At 66.5% G+C, this 24,714-nt stretch carries 36 protein-coding genes and 1 pseudogene; 5 read left to right on the forward strand and 32 right to left on the reverse strand.

Going from position 1 to position 24,714, the window contains the following annotated elements; genetic code table 11:
• Window positions 1–48 precede the first annotated feature (48 nt).
• Entirely contained in the window at window positions 49–1,797 is a 1,749-nt protein-coding gene (gene poxB / locus QE389_RS05485; RefSeq protein ID WP_307365227.1) for a ubiquinone-dependent pyruvate dehydrogenase, read from the forward strand.
• 81 nt (window positions 1,798–1,878) lie between these two features.
• On the opposite strand, the gene rplQ is transcribed toward poxB, so the two are convergent.
• The 28 genes and pseudogenes from rplQ to rpsJ form a co-directional block, all read right to left on the reverse strand.
• The gene (gene rplQ, locus QE389_RS05490; RefSeq protein WP_307365229.1) at window positions 1,879–2,298 is read right to left on the reverse strand and encodes a 50S ribosomal protein L17; all 420 of its coding nucleotides are present in this window, start codon (window positions 2,296–2,298) and stop codon (window positions 1,879–1,881) included.
• Between the two features lie 109 nt (window positions 2,299–2,407).
• Window positions 2,408–3,427 (reverse strand): DNA-directed RNA polymerase subunit alpha, encoded by a 1,020-nt coding sequence (locus QE389_RS05495; RefSeq protein WP_307365231.1) that lies wholly within the window; start codon window positions 3,425–3,427, stop codon window positions 2,408–2,410.
• A gap of 94 nt (window positions 3,428–3,521) precedes the next feature.
• On the reverse strand, window positions 3,522–3,911 hold the full coding sequence (gene rpsK, locus QE389_RS05500; protein ID WP_201100505.1) for a 30S ribosomal protein S11: 390 nt from the start codon (window positions 3,909–3,911) through the stop codon (window positions 3,522–3,524).
• 14 nt (window positions 3,912–3,925) lie between these two features.
• A complete protein-coding gene (gene rpsM / locus QE389_RS05505; protein ID WP_054766909.1) occupies window positions 3,926–4,294 on the reverse strand; it encodes a 30S ribosomal protein S13 in 369 nt (122 codons plus the stop codon).
• Window positions 4,295–4,420: 126 nt separating this feature from the next.
• Window positions 4,421–5,149, reverse strand: coding sequence for an energy transducer TonB (locus QE389_RS05510; protein ID WP_307365236.1), 729 nt, complete (start codon window positions 5,147–5,149; stop codon window positions 4,421–4,423).
• Between the two features lie 31 nt (window positions 5,150–5,180).
• Window positions 5,181–5,741 (reverse strand): adenylate kinase, encoded by a 561-nt coding sequence (locus QE389_RS05515; protein WP_307365238.1) that lies wholly within the window; start codon window positions 5,739–5,741, stop codon window positions 5,181–5,183.
• 36 nt (window positions 5,742–5,777) lie between these two features.
• A complete protein-coding gene (gene secY / locus QE389_RS05520; protein WP_307365240.1) occupies window positions 5,778–7,157 on the reverse strand; it encodes a preprotein translocase subunit SecY in 1,380 nt (459 codons plus the stop codon).
• Window positions 7,158–7,423: 266 nt separating this feature from the next.
• Window positions 7,424–7,879, reverse strand: a pseudogene (rplO, locus tag QE389_RS05525) (50S ribosomal protein L15); the annotation flags it as partial.
• Window positions 7,880–8,052: 173 nt separating this feature from the next.
• The gene (rpmD, locus tag QE389_RS05530; RefSeq protein WP_307365245.1) at window positions 8,053–8,241 is read right to left on the reverse strand and encodes a 50S ribosomal protein L30; all 189 of its coding nucleotides are present in this window, start codon (window positions 8,239–8,241) and stop codon (window positions 8,053–8,055) included.
• 3 nt (window positions 8,242–8,244) lie between these two features.
• Window positions 8,245–8,844, reverse strand: a complete 600-nt coding sequence (rpsE, locus tag QE389_RS05535) for a 30S ribosomal protein S5 (protein WP_307365247.1) — start codon at window positions 8,842–8,844, stop codon at window positions 8,245–8,247.
• A gap of 12 nt (window positions 8,845–8,856) precedes the next feature.
• Window positions 8,857–9,213: a 50S ribosomal protein L18 gene (gene rplR, locus QE389_RS05540; protein WP_307365250.1), complete on the reverse strand. Its 357-nt coding sequence runs from the start codon at window positions 9,211–9,213 to the stop codon at window positions 8,857–8,859.
• Window positions 9,214–9,216: 3 nt separating this feature from the next.
• Window positions 9,217–9,750: a 50S ribosomal protein L6 gene (gene rplF / locus QE389_RS05545; protein ID WP_307365252.1), complete on the reverse strand. Its 534-nt coding sequence runs from the start codon at window positions 9,748–9,750 to the stop codon at window positions 9,217–9,219.
• A gap of 1 nt (window position 9,751) precedes the next feature.
• Window positions 9,752–10,150, reverse strand: a complete 399-nt coding sequence (rpsH, locus tag QE389_RS05550; RefSeq protein WP_292088333.1) for a 30S ribosomal protein S8 — start codon at window positions 10,148–10,150, stop codon at window positions 9,752–9,754.
• A gap of 15 nt (window positions 10,151–10,165) precedes the next feature.
• Complete coding sequence (gene rpsN, locus QE389_RS05555) at window positions 10,166–10,471, reverse strand: 30S ribosomal protein S14 (protein ID WP_307365254.1); 306 nt, start codon at window positions 10,469–10,471, stop codon at window positions 10,166–10,168.
• A 19-nt stretch (window positions 10,472–10,490) separates the two neighbouring features.
• Complete coding sequence (rplE, locus tag QE389_RS05560) at window positions 10,491–11,051, reverse strand: 50S ribosomal protein L5 (RefSeq protein WP_307365256.1); 561 nt, start codon at window positions 11,049–11,051, stop codon at window positions 10,491–10,493.
• Window positions 11,051–11,359, reverse strand: coding sequence for a 50S ribosomal protein L24 (rplX, locus tag QE389_RS05565; protein ID WP_307365257.1), 309 nt, complete (start codon window positions 11,357–11,359; stop codon window positions 11,051–11,053). The genes rplE and rplX overlap by 1 nt, the downstream gene beginning before the upstream one ends.
• A gap of 1 nt (window position 11,360) precedes the next feature.
• Window positions 11,361–11,729, reverse strand: coding sequence for a 50S ribosomal protein L14 (gene rplN, locus QE389_RS05570; RefSeq protein WP_292088341.1), 369 nt, complete (start codon window positions 11,727–11,729; stop codon window positions 11,361–11,363).
• Window positions 11,730–11,747: 18 nt separating this feature from the next.
• Window positions 11,748–11,990: a 30S ribosomal protein S17 gene (rpsQ, locus tag QE389_RS05575; RefSeq protein WP_307365260.1), complete on the reverse strand. Its 243-nt coding sequence runs from the start codon at window positions 11,988–11,990 to the stop codon at window positions 11,748–11,750.
• A gap of 10 nt (window positions 11,991–12,000) precedes the next feature.
• The gene (gene rpmC, locus QE389_RS05580; protein ID WP_054765463.1) at window positions 12,001–12,198 is read right to left on the reverse strand and encodes a 50S ribosomal protein L29; all 198 of its coding nucleotides are present in this window, start codon (window positions 12,196–12,198) and stop codon (window positions 12,001–12,003) included.
• A complete protein-coding gene (rplP, locus tag QE389_RS05585; RefSeq protein WP_307365262.1) occupies window positions 12,198–12,638 on the reverse strand; it encodes a 50S ribosomal protein L16 in 441 nt (146 codons plus the stop codon). The genes rpmC and rplP overlap by 1 nt, the downstream gene beginning before the upstream one ends.
• A 3-nt stretch (window positions 12,639–12,641) precedes the next feature.
• Window positions 12,642–13,397, reverse strand: coding sequence for a 30S ribosomal protein S3 (gene rpsC / locus QE389_RS05590; RefSeq protein ID WP_054765461.1), 756 nt, complete (start codon window positions 13,395–13,397; stop codon window positions 12,642–12,644).
• Window positions 13,397–13,777, reverse strand: coding sequence for a 50S ribosomal protein L22 (rplV, locus tag QE389_RS05595; protein ID WP_307365265.1), 381 nt, complete (start codon window positions 13,775–13,777; stop codon window positions 13,397–13,399). Before rplV ends, rpsC begins: the two co-directional genes overlap by 1 nt.
• A gap of 3 nt (window positions 13,778–13,780) precedes the next feature.
• Window positions 13,781–14,059, reverse strand: a complete 279-nt coding sequence (gene rpsS / locus QE389_RS05600; protein WP_017506055.1) for a 30S ribosomal protein S19 — start codon at window positions 14,057–14,059, stop codon at window positions 13,781–13,783.
• Between the two features lie 2 nt (window positions 14,060–14,061).
• A complete protein-coding gene (gene rplB / locus QE389_RS05605) occupies window positions 14,062–14,898 on the reverse strand; it encodes a 50S ribosomal protein L2 (RefSeq protein ID WP_307365268.1) in 837 nt (278 codons plus the stop codon).
• Between the two features lie 4 nt (window positions 14,899–14,902).
• The gene (locus QE389_RS05610; RefSeq protein ID WP_017506057.1) at window positions 14,903–15,205 is read right to left on the reverse strand and encodes a 50S ribosomal protein L23; all 303 of its coding nucleotides are present in this window, start codon (window positions 15,203–15,205) and stop codon (window positions 14,903–14,905) included.
• The gene (gene rplD / locus QE389_RS05615) at window positions 15,205–15,843 is read right to left on the reverse strand and encodes a 50S ribosomal protein L4 (RefSeq protein WP_307365270.1); all 639 of its coding nucleotides are present in this window, start codon (window positions 15,841–15,843) and stop codon (window positions 15,205–15,207) included. The genes QE389_RS05610 and rplD overlap by 1 nt, the downstream gene beginning before the upstream one ends.
• Complete coding sequence (gene rplC, locus QE389_RS05620; protein ID WP_307365272.1) at window positions 15,843–16,604, reverse strand: 50S ribosomal protein L3; 762 nt, start codon at window positions 16,602–16,604, stop codon at window positions 15,843–15,845. Before rplC ends, rplD begins: the two co-directional genes overlap by 1 nt.
• Before the next feature lie 21 nt (window positions 16,605–16,625).
• Window positions 16,626–16,931, reverse strand: a complete 306-nt coding sequence (gene rpsJ / locus QE389_RS05625; RefSeq protein ID WP_003164367.1) for a 30S ribosomal protein S10 — start codon at window positions 16,929–16,931, stop codon at window positions 16,626–16,628.
• A 526-nt stretch (window positions 16,932–17,457) separates the two neighbouring features.
• Between rpsJ and QE389_RS05630 the strand changes: the two genes are divergently transcribed.
• Entirely contained in the window at window positions 17,458–18,204 is a 747-nt protein-coding gene (locus tag QE389_RS05630; protein WP_307365274.1) for a porin, read from the forward strand.
• Window positions 18,205–18,394: 190 nt separating this feature from the next.
• Here QE389_RS05630 and QE389_RS05635 read toward each other — a convergent pair whose 3' ends face one another.
• The 3 genes from QE389_RS05635 to QE389_RS05645 form a co-directional block, all read right to left on the reverse strand.
• A complete protein-coding gene (locus tag QE389_RS05635; RefSeq protein ID WP_307365276.1) occupies window positions 18,395–19,291 on the reverse strand; it encodes a DUF2807 domain-containing protein in 897 nt (298 codons plus the stop codon).
• A gap of 101 nt (window positions 19,292–19,392) precedes the next feature.
• Complete coding sequence (locus QE389_RS05640) at window positions 19,393–20,304, reverse strand: transcriptional regulator (RefSeq protein WP_307365278.1); 912 nt, start codon at window positions 20,302–20,304, stop codon at window positions 19,393–19,395.
• 11 nt (window positions 20,305–20,315) lie between these two features.
• A complete protein-coding gene (locus tag QE389_RS05645; protein WP_307365280.1) occupies window positions 20,316–21,476 on the reverse strand; it encodes a GNAT family N-acetyltransferase in 1,161 nt (386 codons plus the stop codon).
• Between the two features lie 175 nt (window positions 21,477–21,651).
• Here QE389_RS05645 and QE389_RS05650 point away from each other — a divergent pair, with 175 nt between their 5' ends.
• The 3 genes from QE389_RS05650 to QE389_RS05660 are packed head-to-tail and all read left to right on the forward strand — an operon-like array spanning window position 21,652 to window position 22,893.
• The gene (locus QE389_RS05650) at window positions 21,652–21,813 is read left to right on the forward strand and encodes a hypothetical protein (protein WP_307365282.1); all 162 of its coding nucleotides are present in this window, start codon (window positions 21,652–21,654) and stop codon (window positions 21,811–21,813) included.
• A gap of 49 nt (window positions 21,814–21,862) precedes the next feature.
• Window positions 21,863–22,360 carry a peptidoglycan-binding domain-containing protein gene (locus tag QE389_RS05655; RefSeq protein WP_307365284.1) on the forward strand — a complete coding sequence of 166 codons (498 nt, stop codon included), beginning with the start codon at window positions 21,863–21,865 and terminating at the stop codon, window positions 22,358–22,360.
• A complete protein-coding gene (locus QE389_RS05660; protein WP_307365285.1) occupies window positions 22,339–22,893 on the forward strand; it encodes a L,D-transpeptidase in 555 nt (184 codons plus the stop codon). Before QE389_RS05655 ends, QE389_RS05660 begins: the two co-directional genes overlap by 22 nt.
• A 78-nt stretch (window positions 22,894–22,971) precedes the next feature.
• Here QE389_RS05660 and QE389_RS05665 read toward each other — a convergent pair whose 3' ends face one another.
• A complete protein-coding gene (locus tag QE389_RS05665; protein WP_307365287.1) occupies window positions 22,972–24,564 on the reverse strand; it encodes a carboxylesterase/lipase family protein in 1,593 nt (530 codons plus the stop codon).
• Window positions 24,565–24,714: the final 150 nt, after the last annotated feature.

The following is a 24,714-nucleotide window of genomic DNA, read 5'->3' on the forward strand; positions in this document are numbered from 1 at the left end:
GACCCATCCCTCCCCAACCGTCGCGCTTCACGCCGAAAGGATGTCCGCATGGGCCTGCTGTCTCGCAAATCCGCGCCGCGCACCGTGGCCGATCTGATCGTAGCCACCCTTCACAGCGCCGGCGTCCAGCGCATCTGGGGCGTTACGGGCGACAGTCTGAACGGATTGAACGACAGCCTCCTGCGCTCGGGCGAAATCGACTGGATGCACGTCCGCCACGAAGAGGTCGCCGCCTTCGCCGCCGGCGCCGAATCGGCCCTGACCGGCGAACTGGCCGTCTGCGCGGGCAGTTGCGGGCCGGGCCATCTGCATCTGATCAACGGCCTCTACGACTGCCAGCGCAACCATGTGCCGGTTCTGGCCATCGCCGCCCACATCCCGTCCAGCGAGATCGGCCTGAGCTACTTCCAGGAGACCCGTCCCACCGAACTGTTCCGGGAGTGCAGCCACTTCTGCGAAATGGTTCAGGACGCCCGCCAGATGCCCGAGATTCTGCACCGGGCCATGCGCACCGCCATCGGACGAAAGGGCGTCGCTGTCCTGGTCATTCCCGGCGACGTATCCCTGCAATCCGCGCCGGAAAACGCCTCGACGGACTGGCCGCCGTTGGCGCAACCGCGCCTGACGCCAGACCCCGGCGCCGTCGAGCAGATGGCCGACATCCTGAACGACTCCAAAGCCGTGACCCTGCTGTGCGGCTCGGGCGTCGCAGGGGCCCACGACGAGGTCGTGGCCCTGTCCCAAGTCTTGAAGGCGCCTGTCGTCCACGCCTTTCGCGGCAAGGAATGGATCGAGTGGGACAATCCCAACGATGTCGGCATGACCGGGCTGATCGGCTTTTCGTCCGGCTACCATGCGATGATGGAGTGCGACACCCTTTTGATGCTGGGCACAGACTTCCCCTACCGCAACTTCTATCCGCCCAAGGCGCGGATCGTTCAGGTCGACTACGACCCCGGCGCCCTGGGCCGTCGCGCCCCCCTGGCCCTGGGTGTCGTCGGCGACGTGCGAGAGACCATCGCGGCCCTGACGCCCCGGCTCGACCGCGACCGCGACGACGGCTTCCTGAACGGCGCGCGCAAACACTATGCCGAGGCGCGCAAAGGTCTGGACGAACTGGCGACGCCGCGCGACGGCGACCAACCCCTCCATCCCCAGTTCGTCGCCAAGACGCTGGACGCCGTGGCGGCGGACGATGCGGTCTTCACCGTCGATGTGGGCACCCCGGCCGTCTGGGCGGCCCGCTATCTGAAGATGAACGGTCGCCGACGCCTGATCGGCTCGTTCAACCACGGTTCCATGGCCAACGCCCTGCCTCAGGCCCTGGGCGCCAAGGCCGCCATGCCCCAGCGCCAGGTCGTCTCCCTGTCCGGCGACGGCGGCCTGACCATGTTGATGGGCGACCTGTTGACCGCAGTGCAGATGAAGTTGCCGATAAAGATCGTCGTCTTCAACAACGGAACTTTGGGCTTCGTGGAACTGGAGCAGAAGGCAGCGGGCTATCTGGACGCCAATGTCGATCTGCAGAACCCCGACTTCGCCGCCGTCGCCCGCGACATCGGTTTCTTTGGCGTGCGCGTCACCCGTTCTGACACTCTGGAGGACGCCCTGCGCCAAGCCCTGATCCACGACGGTCCGGCGCTGGTGGATGTCGTCACGGCCCGGCAGGAACTGGCCCTGCCGCCCAAGATCAAGGCCGAAGAGGCCAAGGGCTTCAGCCTGTTCGCCCTGCGCGCCGTAATGAGCGGCCGCGGCGATGAACTGATCGAACTGGCTAAAACCAACCTGCTGCGTTGATGTCCTCAGCGGCCAAGCAAAAGGGCGGCCGGATCATTCCGGCCGCCCTTTCGGCGTGCAGTCTCGAAAGAGACGAAAGGCTCAGGCCTCGTCGTCGCCTTCATAGGCCAGGACAGGACCCGAGTCCTTGCCCTTGGCTTCGACGTCGCGGTCGACGAACTCGATCACGGCCATCGGGGCGTTGTCGCCGTGGCGGAAGCCGGCCTTCATGATGCGGATATAACCGCCGTTACGGTCGGCGTAGCGCGGGCCGAGCGTTTCGAACAGCTTGCCGACCTGCGGCACGTCGCGGACCTGGCTGATGGCCTGACGACGCGCGTGAAGGTCGCCCTTCTTGGCCAGCGTGACCAGCTTCTCGACGAAGGGACGCAGTTCCTTGGCCTTGGGCAGGGTCGTGGTGATCTGCTCGTGCTTGATCAGCGAGGCGGCCATGTTGGCGAACATGGCGGTGCGGTGGCTGGTCGTGCGACCGAGTTTACGATGGGCGGCGCCGTGGCGCATCAGGGTCTCTCCTACTCCGGGCCCGGTATCTCCTGATCGGAGACCTAGACCCGTAATCTTCTAACCGCCCCGACATTCTCCCCGAGAGGAAACGGGCGGAGGGTTGAACTTAGATCTGGTCGTCGAACTTCTTGGCCAGATCTTCGATGTTTTCGGGCGGCCAGTTCGGCACGTCCATGCCGAGGCTCAGGCCCATCGTCGCGAGAACTTCCTTGATCTCGTTCAGCGACTTGCGGCCGAAGTTCGGGGTGCGAAGCATTTCGCCCTCCGTCTTCTGGATCAGGTCGCCGATATAGACGATGTTGTCGTTCTTCAGGCAGTTGGCCGAACGGACCGACAGCTCCAGCTCGTCCACCTTCTTCAGCAGGGCCGGGTTGAACGGCAGGTCGGGCTTGCCGTCGGCGGCCTCGACCGCCTTCTTGGGCTCTTCGAAGGTGATGAAAATCTGCAGTTGGTCTTGCAGGATGCGCGCGGCGTAGGCCACGGCGTCGACCGGCGTGACCGCACCGTTGGTTTCGACTTCCAGCAGCAGCTTGTCGTAGTCCAGCGACTGGCCCTGACGGGTCGGCTCGACGCGATAGGCGACGCGCTTGACCGGCGAATACAGGGCGTCGACGGCGATCAGGCCGATCGGCGCGTCTTCCGGACGGTTGAACTCGGCCGCGACATAGCCCTTGCCGTTCTGGACGGTCAGTTCCATGCGGATCGAGGCGCCGTCATCCAGGGTGCAGATGACGTGATCGGGGTTCAGAACCTCGATGTCCGCCGGCACGTCGATCTGGCCGGCCGTCACCGCGCCGGGGCCGGTAGCGCGCAGGGTCATGCGCTTGGGGCCCTCGGCGTGCATGCGCAGCGCCAGTTGCTTGATGTTCAGGACGATGTCCACGACGTCTTCCCGCACGCCTTCCAGCGACGAGAATTCGTGCACGACGCCGTCGATCTGGATGGCCGTGACCGCCGCGCCTTGCAGCGAGGACAGCAGAACGCGACGCAGCGCGTTGCCGAGCGTCACGCCGAAGCCGCGCTCCAGGGGTTCGGCCACCAGACGCGCCTTGCGTTGCGCGTCCGAACCGGTTTCCACCTGCGGCTTCTCGGGACGGATCAGCTCTTGCCAGTTTCTTTCGATCATTTTGTCCCTCGAACGGGTTTCGTCGGCTCCGGCCTTGTCGACGAGGCCATGGTGGAGCCGACGGAGATTGGGGGTGCCTGGAACGCGGTCGCGATTAGACGCGACGACGCTTGGGCGGACGGCAACCGTTGTGCGGCATCGGCGTAACGTCGCGGATGGTCGTGATCGTCAGACCGACGGACTGCAGGGCGCGCAGAGCCGATTCACGGCCGGAACCCGGTCCCGAAACATTGACTTCCAGCGTCTTCACGCCGTGTTCCTGGGCCTTCTTGCCGGCGTCTTCCGCCGCCATCTGGGCCGCATACGGGGTCGACTTACGCGAACCCTTGAAGCCCATGTGGCCGGCCGACGACCAGGAAATCGCGTTTCCTTGCGCGTCGGTGATCGTCACCATCGTGTTGTTGAAGCTGGCGTTCACATGGGCGACGCCCGAGGTGATGTTCTTGCGTTCGCGGCGCTTTACGCGACCCGGTTCCTTGGCCATCGGTCAGCTCTCTCTTACTTCTTCTTGCCGGCGATCGGCTTGGCCGGACCCTTGCGGGTGCGAGCGTTGGTGTGGGTGCGCTGACCGCGGACCGGCAGGCCCTTGCGGTGACGCAGGCCGCGGTAGCAGGCCAGGTCCATCAGGCGCTTGATGTTCATCGAGGTTTCGCGGCGCAGGTCGCCTTCCACCGTATAGTCGCGGTCGATCGTCTCGCGGATCGACAGGACTTCGGCGTCCGTCAGCTGGTTCACGCGACGGGCGGCTTCGATGCCGACCTTTTCGGTGATGTCCTTGGCGGCGGCGGGGCCGATGCCATGGATGTACTGAAGCGCGATTTCCACGCGCTTGTTGGTCGGGATGTTGACGCCAGCAATACGGGCCACGAAATTCTCCAGATTCGCGTTAGTCAGACGCAACAAACGCTCCGGTCAACAGACCAGGAGCGTGGCGCCCTTCGCGGGAAGGCGCCCTTATACAGATGATTCACCGGGCGTCAACGTCTCAGACGCTCAGCGCGGCGGACGACCGAAATCGACCCCAACCGTCACCTGCTGGCCCTCCACAGGACGACCGTTCTCGATGGGCGGCTGGAACCGGAACAGGCCGGACACCGCCAGCCCCGCCTCGCCGAAGCCCAGACCCGCCGGCGTCTCTCGTATCACGCGGCAGCCATCCAGGCGGGTGTCCAGCCGGATCCGGCACGACAGTTCGACCCGGCCATAGCGGCTGCGGGCGCCGGGTGGATGGCTGGCGCGGACCTGGCCCATCGTCGGGCCGGTGATCAGGCGTGGTCCGCTGGAGCCGCTGCCGGGACCGTCGCCCGCGCCGACGCCCGCGCCCTGGCCCGCCCCCTGGCCGCCCTGGCCGAAACCGGGCTGGGGCGACGGGGCCGGCGCGACACCCACGATGGGGGCGGGCGTCGGCGCGGGCTTGGGCGGCGCGGGAACTTCGCGCGGCTGCTGAACCTGGGGCGGCGGCGGAATGTTGATCTTGGAGGCCGCGGCCGGAGCGCCGCCGCCGCTGACGAGAGCCGGCGGCTGCTGAATCGGCGGCGGCGGATCGTACAGGACCACCTCGAAAGGCCGATCCTCGACCACGGCGACCTCGGGCGCGCGCCCCTTCACCTGACCCAGCAGGACGAACAGGCCGATCTCGACGGCGGCCACACCGACGAAGATCGCCGGGGCGCGCCAGCGGCGCAGGTTTCGGGCGGTGTCGGCCGGTGCGGTTTCGGACATCGGAGCCTTCAACGCCCGACGCCGGATTTGGTCACGCCAAGGCTTCGTCGATGGCCCTGGCGACCGACTCGATGGAGCCCATGCCATCCACTTCCGTCAGCTTCCCCTGCCCCTGGTAATAGGGCAGCAGCGGCGCGGTGTTGCGGTTGTAGGCGTCCAGACGAACCTTGAAGGATTCGGGATTGTCGTCGGGCCGCCCCTGTTCGGCGAACCGTTTGGCGATCCGGTCGGTCAAGGCCGCGTCGTCGACCTTCAGCCGAACGACGGCGTCGATCCGGGCGCCGCGCTGGGCCAGCATGGCGTCCAGCGCCTCGGCCTGGGCCACGGTGCGGGGAAAGCCGTCGAAGATCGCGCCGCCGGCGGCCTCGGCTTCCGGCAGGCGATCCTCGATCAGGGCGATGACGATCTCGTCCGTCACCAGATCGCCGCGCGCCAGCACGTCCTTGACCTTGACCCCCAGTTCCGAGCCCGAGGCGATGGCCGCGCGCAGCATGTCGCCGGTGGAGAGCTGGACCATGCCCTTCTCTTCCACCAGCCGCTTGGCCTGGGTGCCCTTGCCCGCCGCCGGCGGTCCGAACAGGATCAAGTTCACGCTTCAGCTCCCCTAGACGTCTTCAACCCGCTGCGATCAGCGACGCACCGGCGTGGGCGCGCCACGCCCGCCGCGCCCGCGCAGCTTGGCCTTCTTGATCAGCCCCTCGTACTGGTGCGCCAGCAGCTGCGACTGGATCTGCGCCACCGTGTCCATCGTGACGGACACTACGATCAGGATCGACGTACCGCCGAAATACAGGCTGTTGCCGAACTGGCTGACGATGAACTCGGGCAGCAGGCAGACCGCGGTGATATAGGCCGCGCCGATCACCGTCAGGCGGGTCAGGACATAGTCCAGATAGTCCGCCGTGCGCTTGCCCGGGCGGATGCCCGGCAGGAAGCCGCCGTATTTGCGCAGGTTCTCGGCCGTCTCCTCCGGATTGAAGGTGATCGAGGTGTAGAAGAAGCAGAAGAAGATGATCAGGGCGGCGTACAGCGCCATGAACAGGGGCTGGCCATGCGTCAGCTGCGCCGTCAGCAGCGGCAGCCAGCTCAGCCAGCTGGGCAGATCGGCGCCCGCCGTCATGGTCGCCACGGTCGTCGGCAGCATCAGCAGCGACGAAGCGAAGATCGGCGGAATGACCCCGGCGGTGTTGACCTTCAGCGGCAGGAACGAACGCTCTCCGCCGGCCATGCGATTGCCTTCCTGGCGCTTCGGATACTGGATCAGCAGGCGGCGCTGGGCGCGTTCCATGAAGACGATGAAGACCACGGTCGCCACCGCCAGGATGGCGATAAAGAACAGGGCGAAGGGTGACATCTGGCCCTGTTGGGCCAGGCTCAGCAGCCGCACGATGGTGGACGGCAGAACCGCCACGATGCCCGCGAAGATGATCAGGGAGATGCCGTTGCCGACGCCGCGCGCCGTCACCTGCTCGCCCAGCCACATCAGGAACATGGTGCCGCCCGTCAGGGTCACGACCGTGGAGACGATGAAGAAGATTCCGGGATTGTCGACCAGACCGGCCTGGGCGTTCAGCCCCGCCGCGATGCCGAACGACTGCGCCAGCGCCAGGAACACCGTCAGATAGCGGGTGTACTGGTTCAACTGCTTGCGGCCGCTTTCGCCGCCTTCCTTCTTCAGCTTCTCCCAAGGCGGATACACCGTGCCCATCAACTGCACGATGATCGACGCCGAGATGTAGGGCATCACGTTCAGCGCGAAGATAGCCATCCGTTCGACGGCGCCGCCCGAGAACATGTTGAACATGTCCAGGATGCCGCGCTGACCCGACGGGTCCTGGAAGAACTGCAGGAAGGCCTGCGAATTGATGCCCGGGATCGGCACATAGGTGCCGATGCGATAAACTAGCAGGGCGCCCAGCGTGAACAGCAGGCGCTTGTGCAGCTCGGTCGCTTTCGCGAACGAGCCCATGTTCATATTGGCGGCGAGTTGTTCTGCGGCCGAAGCCATCTATGCGTCCCCACGACTGAGAGAGTCGTCAGATAGGCGGAAAGCGGCCCCCATGCGAGGGCCGCTTCCGTTCTTTCGTCGTCGTCGGTGTAATCAGGTCACGGCCCGACGCCGCGACGACGGTGTGATCAGGCCTGGGCGGCGGCGCGCTTGGCGCGGGCCGAGACCTTGTTGGCGTCGCCCTTGGGCGCCTTGGCGGCCGGAGCCTTGCCCTTGGCGGCGTTGCGCTTCTCGACGCGCGCGGCGGCCTTGGCCTCGGCTTCGATCCGTTGTTCGACGACCGAACCGCCGGCGGCTTCGATGGCCTTCTTGGCGCCGGCCGTGGCCGACCAGACGACCAAGTTCAGCTTGGCCTTGATCTCGCCGGTGCCCAGCAGGCGCACGCCGTCCTTGACGCGACGGATCACGCCGGCGGCGACCAGGGCGTCGCCCTTGATTTCCGAGGCGGCGTCCAGCTTGCCGGCGTCGATGGCGTCCTGCAGGCGCCACAGGTTCACCTCGGCCAGCTTCAGGGCGTTCGGATTGTTGAAGCCGCGCTTGGGCATGCGCATGTACAGCGGCATCTGGCCGCCTTCGAAGCCCAGCAGGCTGACGCCGGTGCGCGACTTCTGGCCCTTGACGCCGCGACCGGCGGTCTTGCCCTTGCCCGAACCGGGGCCGCGGCCGACCCGCATGCGCTTCTTGTGGGCGCCTTCGTTGTCGCGGATTTCATTCAGTTTCATGTGCCTGATCCTTTCGGGTGCTAGCGCCCGGACATCGTCCGGACTCGGCTCGGAAAAAAGAAAACGGCGAGTGGCGAGTGTTGAGCGACGAGTCAAGGAAAATCGGCCTAGCCGGTCCTGACCCGCGCGCCACTCGCCACTCGCCACTCGCCACTTCGCGTAGCGATAACGGCTTACTTCTCGACCACTTCCACCAGGTGGTGGACCTTGGCGATCATGCCGCGAACCGAGGGGGTGTCCTCCAGGGTCGATTCACGACCCAGACGGTTCAGCCCCAGGCCCACCAGGGTGGCGCGCTGGTCGTTCTTGCGGCGGATCGGCGAACCGATCTGCTTGATGGTGACGGTCTTCTTCTCGGCCATGTCTTAGGACTCCACGGCTTCGGGCGCCGAGGCGCCGTCGTTGCGGCGGCCCATCAGGTCGGCGACCTTCTTGCCGCGCTTCGAAGCCACCTGACGGGGCGACGACTGGACCTTCAGAGCTTCGAAGGTGGCGCGGATCATGTTGTAGGGGTTCGACGAGCCGGTCGACTTGCCCACGACGTCCTGGACGCCCAGGGTTTCGAGGACCGCACGCATCGGACCGCCGGCGATGACGCCGGTGCCGGGAGGGGCCGCGCGCATCATGATCTTGCCGGCGCCCCAACGGCCATTGCCGTCATGGTGCAGGGTGCGGTTCTCGCGCAGCGGAACGCGGATCATCGTCTTCTTGGCTTCTTCGGTCGCCTTACGGATGGCTTCCGGCACTTCGCGCGCCTTGCCGTGACCGAAGCCGACGCGGCCCTTGCCGTCGCCGACGACCATCAGGGCCGCGAACGAGAAACGACGGCCGCCCTTGACGGTGGCGGCGACGCGGTTGATGTGCACCAGCTTCTCGATGATGTCGCTTTCGGGGGCGTCGGCCGCCGGAGCGTTGCGGTCACGACGATTGCGATCGCCGCCGCCGCGTTGGGGTTCACGAGCCATGCTTGCCGTCCCTTAGAAGTTCAGGCCGGCTTCACGCGCGGCTTCCGCCAGCGCCTTCACCCGTCCGTGATAGATGTATTCGCCCCGGTCGAAGACGACGTCCTTGACGCCCTTCTCGATGGCGCGTTCGGCGATCAGCTTGCCGATGGCCGAGGCTGCGGCGATGTCCGAACCCTTGGCGCCCTTGCCGCCTTCCAGCGACGAGGCGGCAGCGACCGTGACGCCCTTGGCGTCGTCGATGATCTGCGCCGAGATGTTCTTGTCCGAGCGATAGACCGACAGACGCAGACGACCGTTGGCGACGGCCTTCAGGCGGCGACGGGTGCGCTCGGCGCGGCGCTTGGCTTGTTGTCGAAGAGAGAGAGCCATGACTTACTTCTTCTTGCCTTCCTTGCGACGCACGGTCTCGCCGGCGTAACGGACGCCCTTGCCCTTGTAGGGCTCCGGCGGACGCAGCTTGCGGATGACGGCGGCGATCTGACCGACGGCCTGCTTGTCCGCGCCCGAGATCTTGATCTCGGTCTGCTTGGGAACAGCGAAGCTGACGCCGGCCGGCGGGTTGATGTCGACTTCGTGCGAGAAGCCCAACTGCAGCGACAGGGCGTCGCCCTTCATCGCGGCGCGGTAGCCCACGCCGACCAGTTCCAGCGACTTTTCGAAGCCCGAGGTGACGCCCGTGACCATGTTGTCAACCAGGGTCCGCGACAGGCCCCACATCGCGCGGCCGCGCGGCGTGTCCTGACGCAGGGCCAGCGACAGTTCGTCGCCTTCCTGCTTGACTTCGATCTCTTCGGCGACGGTCCAGGCGCGTTCGCCCTTGGGACCCTTGACCGTGACGTTCTGGCCGTCGAGCGTGACAGTCACGCCCTTCGGCACGGCGATGGTTTTCTTGCCAATACGGGACATATCAGTAGACCCTGCAGAGGACTTCGCCGCCGACGTTGGCGTCGCGCGCGGCGGCGTCGGACATGACGCCCTTCGAAGTCGAAAGGATCGAGATGCCGAGGCCGTTCTTGACGGGCTTCAGATCGCCGATCGCCGAATAGACGCGGCGGCCCGGCTTGGACACGCGCGCGATCTCGGCGATGACGGGCTGACCGTCGAAATACTTCAGCTCGATCTCGAACTGCGGAAACTCACCCGGGTTCTGAACCAGGCTGTAGCCGCGGATGTAACCTTCGTCCTGCAGCACGTCGAGGACGCGCTGGCGCAGACGGGAGGCCGGGGTCAGCACCTTGGAACGCTTGCGGGTCGCCGCGTTCTTGATGCGAGCGATCATGTCGCTCAGGGGATCGTTGATCATCATGACTGTATGCTCCCCTTACCAGCTCGACTTGGTCAGGCCGGGGATCTGCCCCAGGTTGCCCAGTTCGCGCAGCGCGATCCGGCTCATCTTGAGCTTGCGATAGAACGCCCGCGGACGGCCCGTGACTTCGCAGCGGTTGCGAACGCGGGTCGGCGCGGAGTTGCGCGGCAACTCGGCCAGCTTCAGGCGCGCCTCGAAGCGCTCCTCCAGCGGCAGGTTTTCATCGTTGGCGGTCGCCTTCAGGGCGGCCCGCTTCGCGGCATACTTCGCAACCAGGGCCTTGACGGCTTCGTTGCGGTTTACGGCGCTCTTCTTAGCCATTGTTCTCTTCCCTTCCCGCTCAGTTCTTCACGAACGGGAACTTGAACTCGGTGAGGAGAGCCTTGGCTTCCTCATCGGTCTTGGCCGTGGTGCAGACGACAATGTCCATGCCCCACATCTGGTCGATCTGGTCGTAGTTGATTTCCGGGAACACGATGTGTTCCTTCAGACCGGTGGCGTAGTTGCCGCGACCGTCGAAGGACGTGCCCTTCAGACCGCGGAAATCCTTCACGCGCGGCAGCGCGATCGTGATGAACCGATCCAGGAACTCGTACATCTGGTCGCCGCGCAGCGTGACTTTGCCGCCGATGACCATGCCTTCGCGCAGCTTGAAGCCGGCGATGGAGTTACGGGCCTTGGTCGGCACGGCCTTTTGGCCGGCGATGGCCGTCAGATCCTTGAGGGCCGCATTGACCTTCTTGGAATCCGCGACAGCTTCGCCGACGCCCATGTTCAGGACGATCTTGTCCAGCTTGGGCACCTGCATCTCGTTCGTATAGCCGAACTTAGACTTCATCTCCGCACGGATGCGGTTCTGATAGTCCGTCTTCAGGCGGGGGGTGTATTTCTCGGTCGCCATCAGATGACGTCTCCCGTCGTCTTGGCGAAGCGGACCTTCTTGTCCCCTTCGATCTTGAAGCCGACGCGGCTCGCCTTGCCGTTGGCGTCGGCGATGGCGACGTTCGACAGGTGAAGCGAGGCTTCCTTGTTCTTGATGCCGCCTTGCGGATCAGCCTGGCTCGGGCGCGTGTGGCGCTGAACCATGTTGACGCCTTCGACGACGACGCGGTTTTCGGAAGGCAGGACCTTCAGCACGGCGCCCGTGCGGCCCTTGTCCTTGCCGGTGAGGACGACGACGCGGTCGCCCTTCTTGATCTTGGCGGCCATGTTACAGGACCTCCGGAGCCAGCGAGATGATCTTCATGTGGTTCTTGGCGCGCAGCTCGCGCGGAACCGGGCCGAAGATGCGGGTGCCGACCGGCTCGTTCGCCTTGTTGACGATGACGGCGGCCGACTTGTCGAAGCGGATGACCGAGCCATCCTTGCGTTGGATGTCCTTGGCGGTGCGCACGACGATGGCGCGCACGACGTCGCCCTTCTTCACGCGGCCACGCGGGATGGCTTCCTTCACGGAGGCAACGATGGTGTCGCCGATCGAGGCGTAGCGGCGCTTGGAGCCGCCCAACACCTTGATGCACATGACCCGGCGGGCGCCCGAATTATCGGCCACATCCAGGTTAGTTTGCATCTGGATCATAAGATCAGATCCTTCTGATTACGAGGCCGAGGCCGGGGAGAGGACTTCCCAGCGCTTCAGCTTGGACTTCGGGGCGCACTCGACGATGCGAGCGATGTCGCCGACCTTGAGCGCGTTGGCTTCGTCGTGCGCGTGATACTTCTTCGAAAGACGCACGGTCTTCTTCAGAACGGGGTGCAGCAGGGTGCGCTCCACCTTCACGACGACGGTCTTGTCGCCCTTGTCGGACACGACCACGCCTTCGAGAATTCGCTTGGGCATATTCGTTTCCTTACGAGGCCGCACGCTTCTCGCGCAGAAGCGTCGAGATGCGGGCGATGTCTTTGCGCACTTCACCCACGCGGTGGGTCTTTTCCATCTGGCCGGTGGCCGCCTGGAAGCGCAGGTTGAACTGTTCCTTCTTGAGCTTCAGCAGCTCGTCGGCCAGTTGGTCGGTCGTCTGAGACCGCAGATCGGCGATCTTGGTCATTACGCGGCTTCCTCAACGTGAGCGATGCCGGCGTCGATGCGGGTCACGACCTTGGTGCGGACCGGCAGCTTGGCGGCGCCGAGACGGAGCGCTTCGCGGGCGATGTCGTCCGGAACGCCGTCGATTTCAAACAGGATGCGGCCGGGGTGGCAGCGGGCGGCCCAATGGTCCACCGCGCCCTTGCCTTTACCCATCCGGACTTCGGCCGGCTTGCCCGTGACGGGCAGGTCGGGGAAGACGCGGATCCAGACGCGGCCCTGGCGCTTCATCTGGCGGGTGATCGCGCGGCGGGCCGCTTCGATCTGACGCGCCGTGATGCGCTCGGGTTCCAGCGTCTTCAGGCCATACGACCCGAAGTTCAGCGAAAAGCCGCCCTTGGCCGAGCCGTGGATGCGGCCCTTGAAGGCCTTGCGGTACTTGGTCTTCTTCGGTTGCAACATGACTTAGTTCTCACGTCCCCGGTCGCGACGCGGACCGCGGTCGCCACGGGGGCCGCCGCGTTCGCGGCCTTCGTTCGAGGACGGACCCGACGCTTCCTGGGCCCAACGCTTGTCCTGGGCCATCGGGTCGTGCTCCAGCACCTCGCCCTTGAACACCCAGACCTTCACGCCGATGATGCCGTAGGTCGTCTTGGCTTCGTAGAAGCCGTAGTCGATGTCGGCGCGCAGCGTGTGAAGCGGCACGCGACCTTCGCGGTACCATTCCATACGCGCGATTTCCGCGCCGCCCAGACGACCCGAGACGTTCATCCGGATGCCCTTGGCGCCCAGACGCATGGCCGACTGCATGGCGCGCTTCATGGCGCGACGGAAGGCCACGCGGCGTTCCAGCTGCTGGGCGATGTTCTCGGCGATCAGTTGCGCGTCGGTTTCCGGCTTGCGGACTTCGATGATGTTCAGGTGAACCTCACCCTCGGTCCGGGCCGAGATGTCCTTGCGCAGCTTCTCGATGTCCGCGCCCTTCTTGCCGATCACGACGCCCGGACGGGCGGCGTAGATGGTGATGCGGCACTTCTTGTGCGGGCGCTCGATGATGATGCGCGACACGCCGGCGGCCGACAGGCGTTCCCGCAGCCACTCGCGCAGCTTCAGGTCCTGGTGCAGCAGGCGGGAATAGTCGGCGCCGGCGGCGAACCAGCGGCTGTCCCACGTGCGGTTCACGCCGAGGCGCAGACCGACCGGATTGATTTTCTGTCCCATCAGGCGGCCTCGCCGGCTTCGCGGACCACGATGGTGATCTCGCTGAACGGTTTCAGGATGCGCGACGAGCGACCACGAGCGCGGCTCGCGAAACGCTTCATCACCAGGTTCTTGCCCACGAAGGCCTCGGCGACGACCAGATTGTCGATGTCGAGGTTGTGGTTGTTCTCGGCGTTGGAGATCGCCGAATACAGGACCTTGCGGACGTCGCCGGCGATGCGCTTACGGCTGAATTCCAGCTCGTTCAGCGCCTTCTGAACCGGCATGCCGCGGATCGAGGCGGCCACCAGGTTCAGCTTCTGCGGGCTGATCCGCACGTTCACCAGCTTGGCGCGAGCTTCGGTCTGACCGACGCGGCGCGTGTTCTTGGTCTGGGCCATCGGTTACTTCCTCTTGGCCTTCTTGTCCGCCGCGTGGCCGGGGAAGTTCCGGGTCGGGGCGAACTCGCCGAGCTTCATGCCGACCATCTCTTCCGAGACCGACACGGGCACATGCTTCTGGCCGTTATGCACGCCGAACGTCAGACCGACGAACTGCGGCAGGATGGTGGAGCGGCGCGACCAGGTCTTGATCACGTCCTTGCGGCCCGACGATTGAACGGCGTCGGCCTTCTTGAGCAGATACCCGTCGACAAACGGGCCTTTCCAGGAGGAGCGGGCCATTCTTAGCGAGCCTTCTTAACGTGGCGGGTACGGATGATGAACTTGTCCGTAGCCTTGTTCTTGCGGGTACGGGTGCCCTTGGTGTCCTTGCCCCACGGCGTGACGGGGGTGCGACCACCAGAGGTCCGGCCTTCACCACCACCGTGCGGGTGGTCGATCGGGTTCATGGCGACGCCGCGGACGTGCGGACGCCAGCCCATGTGACGCTTGCGACCGGCCTTGCCCAGGTTCTGGTTCATGTGGTCGGGGTTCGAAACCGCGCCCACCGTGGCGATGCAGCCGTCCAGGACCATGCGCAGCTCGCCCGAGCCGAGACGGATCTGGGCGTAGCCCTGATCGCGGCCGACCAGCTGGGCGTAGGCGCCGGCCGAACGGGCCAGCTGGGCGCCCTTGCCGGGCTTCATCTCGATGTTGTGGATGATCGTACCCACCGGCATCGAACGCAGCGGCATGGCGTTGCCCGGCTTCACGTCGGTCTTTTCGCCCGCGATGATCGTGTCGCCCGCCTTAAGGCGTTGCGGCGCGATGATGTAGGTCTTCTCGCCGTCGGCATATGTCACCAGGGCGATGAAGGCCGTGCGGTTCGGATCGTATTCCAGACGCTCGACCGTGCCGACCACGTCCCACTTGCGACGCTTGAAGTCGATCTTGCGGTACAGGGTCTTGGCGCCGCCGCCACGGAAGCGGACCGCGATGCGACCGCCCTGCCCGCGTCCGCCCGACTTGGTCAGGCCCTCGGTCAGCGACTTTTCCGGACGGCCCTTGTGAAGTTCCGAACGGTCGACCAGCACGAGGGCGCGACGGCCCGGCGAAGTCGGATTGTAGGTTTTCAAGGCCATCTGATCAGAGCCCCGTGGTGACGTCGATCGACTGGCCGTCAGCCAGGGTCACGATCGCTTTTTTGATATCGACGCGACGACCGAGGATGCCCCGGAAGCGCTTGGTCTTGCCCTTTTGGACCAGGGTATTGACCTTGACGACGTTGACTTTGAACAAGCTTTCGACCGCTGCTGCGATCTCGTCCTTGGACGCCGTGTCGGCGACGCGGAAGACGACCTTGTTCTGCTCGGACAGGATCGTGGCCTTTTCGGTGATCACCGGGGCCAGGATGGTGTCGTAGTGCTTGGCGGTAGGTTGAGCGGCCATTACGCGGCTTCCTTGTCGCTGAAGCGGGCTTCGATCGCCTCGACGGCGGCCTTGGTCAGCACCAGCTTTTCGGCCCGCAGGATGTCATAGACGTTCAGGCCGGCGTTCGGCAGCACGTCGATGTGCGGGATGTTGCGGGCGGCCAGGCCGAAGTTGGCGTCGACTTCCGGACCCGCGATGATCAGGGCCTTGGTCCAGCCCAGCTTGCCGAAGGTCTCGCGCAGGGCGGCCGTCTTGGCTTCCTTGACCGAGACGCTGTCGACCAGGATCAGGTCGCCGGACTTGGCCTTGGAGGACAGGGCGTGCTTCAGAGCCAGGGCGCGGATCTTCTTCGGCAGCGAGAAGCCGTGGTCGCGGACGACCGGACCGAACGCGCGCGAGCCGCCGACGAACTGCGGCGCACGGCGCGAACCGTGACGAGCGCCGCCGGTGCCCTTCTGCTTGTACATCTTCTTGCCCGTGCGAGAGTTCTCGTTACGGGTTTGAACCTTGTGCGTGCCGGCGCGGCGCTTGGCCAGTTGCCAGTTGACGGTGCGGGCCAGGATGTCGCCGCGGATGTCGGAGATGCCGAAGACGGCGTCCGACAGGTCCAGGTCGCCAGCGGCCTTGCCGTCGAGTTGGATGACAGAGAGTTTCATTACGCTTCACCGCCTTCGGTCGCTTCGGCCGGGGCTTCTTCAGCCGGGGTCGAGGCGGGTTGAGCGGCAGCCCCAGAGGATGTGGCGGCCGACTTGACGGCGCCCGGGAACGGGGCCTCGGCCGGACGGGCCTTCTTGATGGCGTCACGAACCTTGACGTAGCCGCCGTCGTGACCCGGGACAGCGCCCTTGATCAGGATCAGGCCGCGCTCGGCGTCCACGCGCACGACGGTCAGGTTCTGGGTGGTGACGGTCTCGGCGCCGTAGTGGCCGGCCATCTTCTTGCCGGGGAAGGTGCGGCCCGGATCCTGACGGTTGCCCGTCGAACCGTGCGAACGGTGCGAGATCGACACGCCGTGCGTGGCGCGCAGACCGCCGAAGTTCCAGCGCTTCATGGCGCCGGCGAAACCCTTACCGATGGTCTCGCCCTGGATGTCGACCTTCTGACCCACGACGAAGTGTTCGGCCGACAGCTCGGCGCCCACGTCCAGCAGACCGTCCGCATCGACGCGGAACTCGGTGACATAGGCTTTCGGCTCGACTTCCGCCTTGGCGAAGGTCTCGCGTTGAGCCTTGTTGGTGTTCTTAGCCTTCTTCGCGCCAGCGCCCAGCTGAAGAGCGACGTAGCCGTCGCGCTCCTGGGTACGTTGGCCGACGACTTGGCAGCCGTCGAGCTGCAGCACAGTGACCGGAACGTGCGCGCCGTCATCGGCGAACACGCGGGTCATGCCCAGCTTCTTGGCGATCACGCCCGTGCGCATCGGATCCCGCCTCTTTCTACTTTAAATCTTGATCTCGACGTCCACGCCGGCGGACAGGTCGAGCTTCATGAGCGCGTCCACGGTCTGCGGGGTGGGGTCGACGATGTCGAGCACGCGTTTGTGCGTGCGGATTTCAAACTGCTCACGCGACTTCTTATCGACGTGCGGCGAGCGGTTCACGGTGAACTTCTCGATCAGGGTCGGCAGCGGAATCGGACCGCGAACGGTCGCGCCGGTGCGCTTGGCGGTATTAACGATCTCGCGCGTCGAGAAATCGAGGACGCGGTGATCAAAGGCCTTGAGCCTGATGCGGATGCTTTGATCCATATCGGTGCTTACTTCCAATGCGGTCGGAGGACCGCGTCCCTGTGAACCATTTCAAAGACCGAAGGCCTTCGGGCACGAGGCCCTCAGGAAACGCAAATCCGCAAAAACGATCGGCCCACGCAGTCGCCCGCGAAGGCCGTTGAAGTCCCAAGAAGCTGCAAAGAACAGTGACTTAGGTCGTTCTTGCGAACCGCGTCTGCACCGAAGTGCACAGCCGGTCCAACAAGAGTGGCGGCTTATGCCTGCCGATTCCGATTTCGTCAAGCGGCGAAACCGGGCCGTGGGAATTTCCCTCTCCGACCGTCACGCCCCTTCCGCCGCGCCAATTTCTGTCTCCGCCTTACCCCCTCGCCGTACGCCCCCGGTACCGGCGACACATTCCCGCCACAAGGCGTGGCCGATGCGCCACATGACGTTTGCAAGACACTTAGGTAACGACGGTTTAATGCTCAGGCTCGCCGCAATGGGCTAGCAGCCCACCTCCCCGGACCCCCATCGGGGAACAGACTGCTAAGGAAAAAACAAAATGAAGACGATCCTTCTCTCCACGGCCGCCGCCGTCACCCTGATCGCCGCCCCGGCCTTCGCTCAGGACGCCATAGGTTCGGTCGGCGTGACTTACGCCAACCCCTCGGTCGATGTCGTCGGCTCCAAAGCCGACGCCGACGTCTGGACCGTCGACGGTTCGGTCGCCCTGCCGGTCCAGGACTGGACCGTGACCTTGAACGGAGCCGTCGACCATATGAAGGCTTTCGGTGAAGACGACACCTCGGGCGTCGTCGCCGCGCACGGCACCAAGATGTGGGCGCCGGACGTCCGCGCCGGCGGTTTCGTGGCCGCTAACGGCATCGGCACGGGCGACACGGTCTGGACCGTCGGCGCCGAAGCCCAGAAGTACTTGGCCAACGCGACGCTGACCGGCCTGGTCGCCTGGACGGACGCCGACGCTGGCGACATCTGGACCGTCGGCGGCGACGCCGCCTTCTACGTCATGCCGAACCTGCGCCTGAACGCGGGCGTCGCCTATAACGATATCGACGGGAACACCGGCAGCGTCGACGCCTGGACGTATGGCGTGGGCGCCGAGTACGAGTTCGAGAACACCCCGTTCTCGCTGGGCGCCTCCTACACCCGCGCCGATCTGGACGCGGCCGACATCGACACCTGGTCGGTCGGTCTGCGCTACTCGTTCGGCGGCGGCCTGCAGGCCCGTGACCGCGCCGGCGCCAACCTGGGCGTTTCGGCCATCACCAGCGTCCTGGGCGTCCGCTAGGGCCTGATCGCTTCGGCCGACATGGCCTAGTGGTTCCGCCTCAACGGATCACGCCCCAGGCAGCCCGAGCGATCCGATACGAAGAGCCCCGGCGGAGCGATCCGCCGGGGCTTTTTGATGGGGCTGACAGGAAAAGGCCCCCGGGGTTCCACGACCGGGGGCCTTTCCTCGTCGGGACGGGTCCACGGCCTCAGCGGCCTATAACCAGCGTCCCCGAGCCGATGACGGTGCGCGAGACATCGCCGGTCGCGGCGCCCACACGCACATCGCCAGAACCGGCGATGCTGACGCTCAGATCGCGGGTCGCCCCGCCGTAGCGCACACTGCCCGAGCCGCCGATGGCGACCGACAGGTCGCTCATCTGGCCGTCGCGGACGATCACGTCGCCCGAGCCGCCGATAGCGATGTCGCCTTCGCCACGCGCGCTGGCCACGGTTATGGCGCCGGAACCGCCGATATTGGCCTCCAGGTCCCCGGTCGCGCCGGCCCAGATCGAGCCCGAGCCGCCCACATTGGCTTCCAGCGAGCGCGAGGTTCCCGCCCGGATCGAGCCCGAGCCGCCCAGCGCCAACTCCATCGGCCCGTCCACATTGGCCACGTTCCACCCGCCGCAGCCGCCGTTGCTGAGCGTCACCGAGCGGGCGTTGCGCCCGATGGAGCCGAACACGGCCCCGCCGGCGCTAAGGTCCACGGCGCGCGGCGTCCGCAGGATGATGGTCGGCGCATCCTCTATCCGGATCACGCCCAGGTTCCGCACCTCGACGGTCGCTCCATTCGCCGGCTGACCCGGATCGCCGCGGCCTGTGTTGCAGTTGCGGATGGCGCTGCCGCCGCCCCACATCCGGTTACGCGGCAGGCCCCCGTTGATCTCAACGTCGCGGCCGTTGCGGCGAACCTGAACGGCCGGCAGGCGCGAGCGGCCCTGCCGGACCTCCACCGCAACATCCTGCCGATCCTCCACGATCACGACCACCTGGGCCACGGCGTCGCGGATCTTGACCTCGGCGGCCGAGGCGGGCGCGGCCCAGGCGATGCCGGCGACGGCGATTCCGGCCAGGGCGGCGGTTGCGATAAGCGTGCGGTTCATCAGGGGCTCCCTTCCCATGTGTCTGAGGAAAAGGTGCCCGCCTGCCAAGGCGAAGTCATTTTAACTTCAGGTCATGAACGCAATTTAACCCGGACCGCCTTTCAGGACCCCGTCAGCGCCCCCGCCCCGTCCGCCGCCCCGACCTGGGGCTCGAAGTCGCGCTCGAAATGGGCGATCCGGCTCTTCATCGCGCCCGCCTTCTTCAGCGCCAGCGACGCGGCCCAGCGCGCGGCCAGCTCCGGCGTCGTCATGCCGTCGGTGAAGCGCGGCCTGCCGCCGCGGCTGCGGATCACCGCATTGGTGAACAGGGCCCCGTTCCGGAACCGCGAGGGCCAGGTCTGGAAATCCATCGACAGGCTGACGCAGAACCGATCCAGGTTCTCGACCCGATGCGGCGCGTACAGCGGCCAGGTCAGCGCCCGGCCGGGCTCCAGGTCCATGACCTGGGCGTCCTGCTCGAAGGCCAGCGTATAGGGCAGTTCCTCGGTCGTCTGGCGCGCGACCACCTGCTCCATGTTCCGCTCGGGCAGATGCTGCTCGTCGCCCGGATAGATGAACAGCCGCTTGCGCCCGCGCAGGTGGAACAGCACCACCCCCGCCGCGTCGAAATGATAGGGCACCCGCGCCTTGGGCGAAGACAGGATAAGCTGCCCGGCGTTCCGCACGGCCCGCATCCCCGGATAGGTCGCCTGGATGGCCGCGAAATCCTTCATCGCCGCCGCCCAAAGCTGGGGCCAGCCGCGTTCGACCTCGCGCAGATTGACCCACAGCCGCCCCTGTTTGATCGCCTCCAGCAGATCCTGGCCCGACAGCCGCCCGCGCGCGCCGGTGCGCAGGGACACCTGCCCCTCGTCGTCGAAGTCATACAGATTGATGTCGAACAGTTCGGCCGGGTAGCGATCCAGCACGGCGGCAAGGGCCGCGTCCTCGGCGAAGCCCTGCGCCACCAGGGTGTGCGGATGATCCTTGGCCTCGGCGATCGGGCCGGGATAGCGGGTGCGGCGGTCGGTCATGATCGGTCCCTTCAGACGTGCGCCACGCGCGCGGTCGTCGTCTTGCCGGCACTCGCCTTGCGAACCAGGGCCCGCGCCGCCACGGCCGCGCCGCGCAGCTGCCCCAGCGGCGTCGGCTCGCACGCCTCGATGGTGGACCAGCGCCGGCGCAGAGAGGTCCGCAGCGCCTCGCCCCGTCCGCCGACCCGGCTCAGCGCCGCCGCCGTCAGGTCGCCCAGCGCCTGGCCCAGGCCCGGCCGCACCAGGATGGCTTCGCGCACCGTCTGGCGCGCATTGACGAAATACTTCTTGTAGGTCTCGCCCTCGAAGCCGAAGTCGAACACGCGGAAGCCCTCCGCTGCCGCCAGCCGCATGGTGTCCATGCTCAGCAGGATGCCCGGCGAACAGCGCGCCAGGGCCGGCTCATAGACCGGGAACCAGAAATGGTAGTGCCGCCCGGCGTGCAGTGAGAACTCCACCGCCACCAGTTTGTCGCCCGCGTGCATCGCCGCCATCGAGGCGCCGAAGTCCGCGCGCAGGTCGGCCATCAGCGCCTGCAGCAGATCCCTGGTCCAGCCGCAGGCGAAGATGTCATGCAGGCCCGAGCGCCGATACTGCGCCGCCTTCAAGGCGATCAGACGATCCAGCAGGGCCGGATCGCGCAGCCCCCGCTCCACTCGGATCGGCCCCAATTCGGTCGCCAGGCTGCGGCGCGCCCGCTCCTTGTCCTTGAAATACTTGCCGTAGGTCGCGCGACGCTCGGCGTACCAGGCGTCATAGCCGCTGTCCGGCATGGCGACCTGCACCGTCTGCCGGGCGTGCCCGGCCTCGCCCGCGCCGATCCAACCCGGCACGCTGAAGCGGCTGGCCTTCAGCAGACGTGCGACCACTTCCAGGCTGATCGCCTCTTCGACCGGGGCGATCACCCCGTGATAGTCGTTCATCGGCGCGCCCAGCGGCTGCACCGCCCGCCCGCGCCGCTGGAACGGGAAGAAACCGACGATCCGACCGTCTCGCCGGAACACCGCGAGCGCCGCTCCCGGACAGATGCGCCCGGCGATCTCGGCATAGTCCCAGCGGAAATAGGGACTGGTCAGAGCGGGATTCGTCGCCGTCCATTCGCGCCACAGGGCGATGCCGGCGGCGTCGATCGCCTCCGTCTTTATGATCTCGACCTCAAGGGTGTCGGGCATGGGCGTCCTAAGCGGACCTGGCGCGGCCAGGTCAAGTCCAGCAAACACCCTGGCCCGCCGGCCGTTTCGTTAAGGTTCACCGGCATGGTGAACGAACGTTGACGGCCGATGGCGGGAGCCGGAGCCGCCCGCGCGCGTTGCCCTATCCGATCCCAACCTTCGCCGGAACCGCCTCATGTCCGATCCCCGCCCCGACGACCGCGCCGTCGAGAATGAAAACCAACGCCCCGACGGCGAGGGCCACCCCCCGCGTCCGGCGACCGAGCCCAAGGGCGCCGAAGGCTCCAGCAACTCGGGCGAAACGGCGACCGATCCCGCCACGGGCGAAGAGAACTGATCGCACCTGTCCGCCCCCTGTCGTCCCTGTCGCCGTTCGAAAGTCCCCGATGAACCGTCGCCTCCTGCTTGCGTCCACCCTGTCTCTTACCGCCTGTTCGCGCAACGAGACGTCCGACCGCCCCTCGGCCGACGCCCAGGTCGGCGCCACCGGCCCGTTGTCGCGCGAGGCCATAGAGACCGCGGCCTATGCCCCGGCTCCAACGGAGGGCCCGGCGAACCCGGCCCAACTGGCCCAGCCCCAGCCCGCCCTGATCCGCGCCCAGATCCTGCTGGAACGCGCGCGCTTTTCGCCCGGCGCCATCGACGGCCTGGAGGGTTCGAGCATGAGACAAGCCGTCGCCGCCTATCAGAAGGCTAATGACCTGCCGACGACCGGCCGGTTGGACGCCGGCGTGCTCGACCGTCTGCGCCGGCAGGGTCCCGGCCCCGTCACCGCCGCCTATCGCATCACCCAGGCCGATCTCGACGGCCCCTATCTCGGCGTGGTCCCGACCGACCTCGAAGCTCAGGGCCAGGCCCGCACATGGGGTACGCCAATATCGTAGAGGCCCTGGCCGAGCGGTTCCATGTCACCGAGGCGCTGTTGCGAGCCATGAACCCCGACGCCGACTTCGCTCGCGTGGGGCAGGCCCTGCTCGTACCCGCCATCAACACCGCGCCTCTGGCCTCCGAGGTCGACCACATCGATGTGGACAAGGGCGAGGGCTCGGTCCGCGCCTTCGCCGCCGATGGCCGGCTGTTGGCCTATTTCCCCGCCACCATCGGCAGCGGCGACAATCCGACGCCCAGCGGCACGGTCAAGGTCAACGGTGTCGCCCGCAATCCCGACTACCTCTACGACCCGGCCAAGCTCAGCTACGGCGACGGCAAGAAGAAGGTCCTGGTCAAGCCGGGTCCCAACAATCCGGTCGGCGTCGTCTGGATCGACCTGAACAAGCCCAGCTACGGCATCCACGGTACGCCCGACCCGCATCTGGTCGGCAAGACCGCCTCCCACGGCTGCGTCCGCCTGACCAACTGGGACGCCTGGACCCTGGCCGACAAGGTCAAGCCCGGCGTGATCGTGCGGTTCCTCTAGGACCGGATCGTTTTGGACGGTACCGCGTCGCGGTTCCGGCTGAAGGGTGAATCCAGGTTCTCGCTTGAATCTGGGGTCTCAATGGACGGCGCCGAACGGCGTGCCGTCCCAGAAGTCGCACTGGTGGCGGGCGAAGAAGGTCTCGTCCAGCCGATCGCCTTCGGGCGCGAACACCCGCACCGGCCCGGCGCCTTCCACGGTCGGCCAGTCGGCGCCGAAGTCCGTCTGGCCGAACCCCGCCCACAGCGCCTGCATCCGTTCGGACAAGGCTCTCTGCTCGGGCGTGAATCGCTTCACATCCGCGAATATCCAACGGGTCCCGAACACATAGGCCAATTCGCTGGCGTGGTACGCGCCCAGGTCCAGCCCGACGATCCAGTCCGGCAGGACGAAGGGCGCATTGCGATCCGCGAACTCATAGCCGCGCACGGGTACGAACCGCGACAGCTGACGCCGCAGGGCCTGGGACGGACAGGCGAACCTCTGGTCCGTGAACTGGGCGGCGATGGCGTAAGCGGGCCCCTCCGGCCCGACGGGATAACGCGCCAGCACCCGCGCGCCCTCGTCGCCGTACATCCAGACCGTCTCCTTGTTGTAACGGTCCAGGGTCTTGACCTCGTTGGCGAACAGCCGCCCCTCGTCCAGGTTGGAGCCGACAATGACGGGCACGCGCGTGAACCGGCCGTGGGCGAAGGCGACGGCGGGGTTTTCCGGCACGGTGGCGTCCGTGTGCACCGGCCCCCAAGAGCCGGGACCGTTGATCCCCGCCCGCACCGACGGCGCCCGCGACAGCCGCCAGGCCGGCAGCGCCTTCAGACAGTCGGTCTGCCCCTCCCCCGTGCAGCCCAGACGTTCGGCGAACAGAGGGCCGGATGCGGCGGCCGTCTCGGCGCTGACCAGAGACGAGGGCTCCAGACAGCCCCCGCTCTGCAGGATCGCGCGCTGGAACAGTCCTTCCGATCCCGGCGACGTCATCAGATAGCAGGCGGTCCACGCCCCCGCGCTTTCGGCGAACAAGGTCACATTGGACGGATCGCCCCCGAAGGCCGCGATATTGCGATGCACCCAACGCAGCGCCGCCTGCTGATCCATCAGGCCGAAATTGCCGCCAAATCCCTCGCCCTCGGCCTGAAAACCCGGATGGGCCAGCCACCCCAGCGCCCCCAGGCGATAGTTCAGCGTGACCACCACTCGCTTCTGTTGGCGCGCCAGTCTGGAAGGATCGTAGTTGGCGCCCGCGCCGATGGTGAAGGCCCCGCCGGGCGCATAGACCATGACCGGCAGACCCGTCGCCTCGCCCGCGGGCGCATAGATGTTCAGGAACAGGCAGTCCTCGGACCCCACAACGATCCCGCCGCCTCCGCCCAGGATGGCGCGCCGCCCGATGGCCTGGGTGCAGTCGGCCCCGATCCGCGTCGCGTCGCGTACGCCCGACCAGGGCTGAACGGGCTGGGGCGCCCGCCAACGCAACGGGCCCACGGGCGGCGCCGCATAGGGCACGCCCAGGAACGCCCTGACCCCGTCGCCCTCGACCCCGCCCAAGGTCCCCGCCTCGACCGCCGCCGACACCGGCCGCGCATCCGTCGCGAAACGCACAGGATCGACCGTGCCCGGGTGGGTGGCGCAGGCCGCCAGGGCCATGAGGCATGAAAGCAACGCGATCGGACGCATGGAGAACCTTGACTGTTCGGCGGCTCCTCCGAACGTCCGGAAAGGCAAGTCGTTGCAGACGCCTCGGCCGACGCAAAACGGCCCCCGGATATCTCCGGGGGCCGCTCTGTTACGCGACTGTTTCGTCTGTCTCGTCCGGCCTCAAGCAGC

The organism is Brevundimonas sp. SORGH_AS_0993, from assembly GCF_030818545.1.
GTDB lineage: Bacteria > Pseudomonadota > Alphaproteobacteria > Caulobacterales > Caulobacteraceae > Brevundimonas.

What these genes read in the sequence shown, in the direction of transcription:
- poxB (WP_307365227.1), top strand. Translation starts at nt 49, where the DNA reads ATGGGCCTGCTGTCTCGCAAATCCGCGCCGCGCACCGTGGCCGATCTG.
- rplQ (WP_307365229.1), bottom strand. Translation starts at nt 2,298, where the DNA reads ATGCGCCACGGCGCCGCCCATCGTAAACTCGGTCGCACGACCAGCCAC.
- QE389_RS05495 (WP_307365231.1), bottom strand. Translation starts at nt 3,427, where the DNA reads ATGATCGAAAGAAACTGGCAAGAGCTGATCCGTCCCGAGAAGCCGCAG.
- rpsK (WP_201100505.1), bottom strand. Translation starts at nt 3,911, where the DNA reads ATGGCCAAGGAACCGGGTCGCGTAAAGCGCCGCGAACGCAAGAACATC.
- QE389_RS05510 (WP_307365236.1), bottom strand. Translation starts at nt 5,149, where the DNA reads ATGTCCGAAACCGCACCGGCCGACACCGCCCGAAACCTGCGCCGCTGG.
- secY (WP_307365240.1), bottom strand. Translation starts at nt 7,157, where the DNA reads ATGGCTTCGGCCGCAGAACAACTCGCCGCCAATATGAACATGGGCTCG.
- rpmD (WP_307365245.1), bottom strand. Translation starts at nt 8,241, where the DNA reads ATGGCCGAGAAGAAGACCGTCACCATCAAGCAGATCGGTTCGCCGATC.
- rpsE (WP_307365247.1), bottom strand. Translation starts at nt 8,844, where the DNA reads ATGGCTCGTGAACCCCAACGCGGCGGCGGCGATCGCAATCGTCGTGAC.
- rplR (WP_307365250.1), bottom strand. Translation starts at nt 9,213, where the DNA reads ATGGCTCTCTCTCTTCGACAACAAGCCAAGCGCCGCGCCGAGCGCACC.
- rplF (WP_307365252.1), bottom strand. Translation starts at nt 9,750, where the DNA reads ATGTCCCGTATTGGCAAGAAAACCATCGCCGTGCCGAAGGGCGTGACT.
- rpsH (WP_292088333.1), bottom strand. Translation starts at nt 10,150, where the DNA reads ATGATGATCAACGATCCCCTGAGCGACATGATCGCTCGCATCAAGAAC.
- rpsN (WP_307365254.1), bottom strand. Translation starts at nt 10,471, where the DNA reads ATGGCTAAGAAGAGCGCCGTAAACCGCAACGAAGCCGTCAAGGCCCTG.
- rplE (WP_307365256.1), bottom strand. Translation starts at nt 11,051, where the DNA reads ATGGCGACCGAGAAATACACCCCCCGCCTGAAGACGGACTATCAGAAC.
- rplX (WP_307365257.1), bottom strand. Translation starts at nt 11,359, where the DNA reads ATGGCCGCCAAGATCAAGAAGGGCGACCGCGTCGTCGTCCTCACCGGC.
- rplN (WP_292088341.1), bottom strand. Translation starts at nt 11,729, where the DNA reads ATGATCCAGATGCAAACTAACCTGGATGTGGCCGATAATTCGGGCGCC.
- rpsQ (WP_307365260.1), bottom strand. Translation starts at nt 11,990, where the DNA reads ATGCCCAAGCGAATTCTCGAAGGCGTGGTCGTGTCCGACAAGGGCGAC.
- rpmC (WP_054765463.1), bottom strand. Translation starts at nt 12,198, where the DNA reads ATGACCAAGATCGCCGATCTGCGGTCTCAGACGACCGACCAACTGGCC.
- rplP (WP_307365262.1), bottom strand. Translation starts at nt 12,638, where the DNA reads ATGTTGCAACCGAAGAAGACCAAGTACCGCAAGGCCTTCAAGGGCCGC.
- rpsC (WP_054765461.1), bottom strand. Translation starts at nt 13,397, where the DNA reads ATGGGACAGAAAATCAATCCGGTCGGTCTGCGCCTCGGCGTGAACCGC.
- rplV (WP_307365265.1), bottom strand. Translation starts at nt 13,777, where the DNA reads ATGGCCCAGACCAAGAACACGCGCCGCGTCGGTCAGACCGAAGCTCGC.
- rpsS (WP_017506055.1), bottom strand. Translation starts at nt 14,059, where the DNA reads ATGGCCCGCTCCTCCTGGAAAGGCCCGTTTGTCGACGGGTATCTGCTC.
- rplB (WP_307365268.1), bottom strand. Translation starts at nt 14,898, where the DNA reads ATGGCCTTGAAAACCTACAATCCGACTTCGCCGGGCCGTCGCGCCCTC.
- QE389_RS05610 (WP_017506057.1), bottom strand. Translation starts at nt 15,205, where the DNA reads ATGGCCGCTCAACCTACCGCCAAGCACTACGACACCATCCTGGCCCCG.
- rplD (WP_307365270.1), bottom strand. Translation starts at nt 15,843, where the DNA reads ATGAAACTCTCTGTCATCCAACTCGACGGCAAGGCCGCTGGCGACCTG.
- rplC (WP_307365272.1), bottom strand. Translation starts at nt 16,604, where the DNA reads ATGCGCACGGGCGTGATCGCCAAGAAGCTGGGCATGACCCGCGTGTTC.
- rpsJ (WP_003164367.1), bottom strand. Translation starts at nt 16,931, where the DNA reads ATGGATCAAAGCATCCGCATCAGGCTCAAGGCCTTTGATCACCGCGTC.
- QE389_RS05630 (WP_307365274.1), top strand. Translation starts at nt 17,458, where the DNA reads ATGAAGACGATCCTTCTCTCCACGGCCGCCGCCGTCACCCTGATCGCC.
- QE389_RS05635 (WP_307365276.1), bottom strand. Translation starts at nt 19,291, where the DNA reads ATGAACCGCACGCTTATCGCAACCGCCGCCCTGGCCGGAATCGCCGTC.
- QE389_RS05640 (WP_307365278.1), bottom strand. Translation starts at nt 20,304, where the DNA reads ATGACCGACCGCCGCACCCGCTATCCCGGCCCGATCGCCGAGGCCAAG.
- QE389_RS05645 (WP_307365280.1), bottom strand. Translation starts at nt 21,476, where the DNA reads ATGCCCGACACCCTTGAGGTCGAGATCATAAAGACGGAGGCGATCGAC.
- QE389_RS05650 (WP_307365282.1), top strand. Translation starts at nt 21,652, where the DNA reads ATGTCCGATCCCCGCCCCGACGACCGCGCCGTCGAGAATGAAAACCAA.
- QE389_RS05655 (WP_307365284.1), top strand. Translation starts at nt 21,863, where the DNA reads ATGAACCGTCGCCTCCTGCTTGCGTCCACCCTGTCTCTTACCGCCTGT.
- QE389_RS05660 (WP_307365285.1), top strand. Translation starts at nt 22,339, where the DNA reads ATGGGGTACGCCAATATCGTAGAGGCCCTGGCCGAGCGGTTCCATGTC.
- QE389_RS05665 (WP_307365287.1), bottom strand. Translation starts at nt 24,564, where the DNA reads ATGCGTCCGATCGCGTTGCTTTCATGCCTCATGGCCCTGGCGGCCTGC.